This is a genomic window from Streptomyces sp. 13-12-16 (genome assembly GCF_002114215.1).
Lineage (GTDB): Bacteria > Actinomycetota > Actinomycetes > Streptomycetales > Streptomycetaceae > Streptomyces.
On sequence record NZ_NCTE01001295.1, the window covers coordinates 1 to 366 of the forward strand.

Below are 366 nucleotides of genomic sequence, written 5' to 3' on the forward strand. Positions count from 1 at the left end.
CGGGTGGTGGCGATGGCGGGCGACGGCGCCAACGACGCCGCCGCCATCCGCGCCGCCGACGTGGGCGTCGGCATCGAGGCCCGCGGCTCCGCCGCCGCCCGCAACGCCGCCGACCTGGTGCTCACCACCGGCGACCTGTCCGTCCTGGTGGACGCCGTCGGCGAGGGACGCGCGCTGTGGCGCAGCGTCGCCGACGCGGTCAGCATCCTCATCGGCGGCAACGCGGGCGAGGTCGGCTTCAGCGTGCTGGGCACCCTGCTCGCCGGCTCCTCACCGCTGTCGACCCGTCAGCTCCTCCTGGTCAACCTGCTCACCGACATGTTCCCCGCCATGGCGGTGGCGGGGACCCCCAGCGACGACCCGGCG

General features: G+C 76.0%; 1 pseudogene. It reads left to right on the top strand.

Features of this window, described 5'->3' with window-relative positions:
- A pseudogene (locus B7767_RS39585) lies at window positions 1-366 on the top strand (hypothetical protein); the annotation flags it as partial.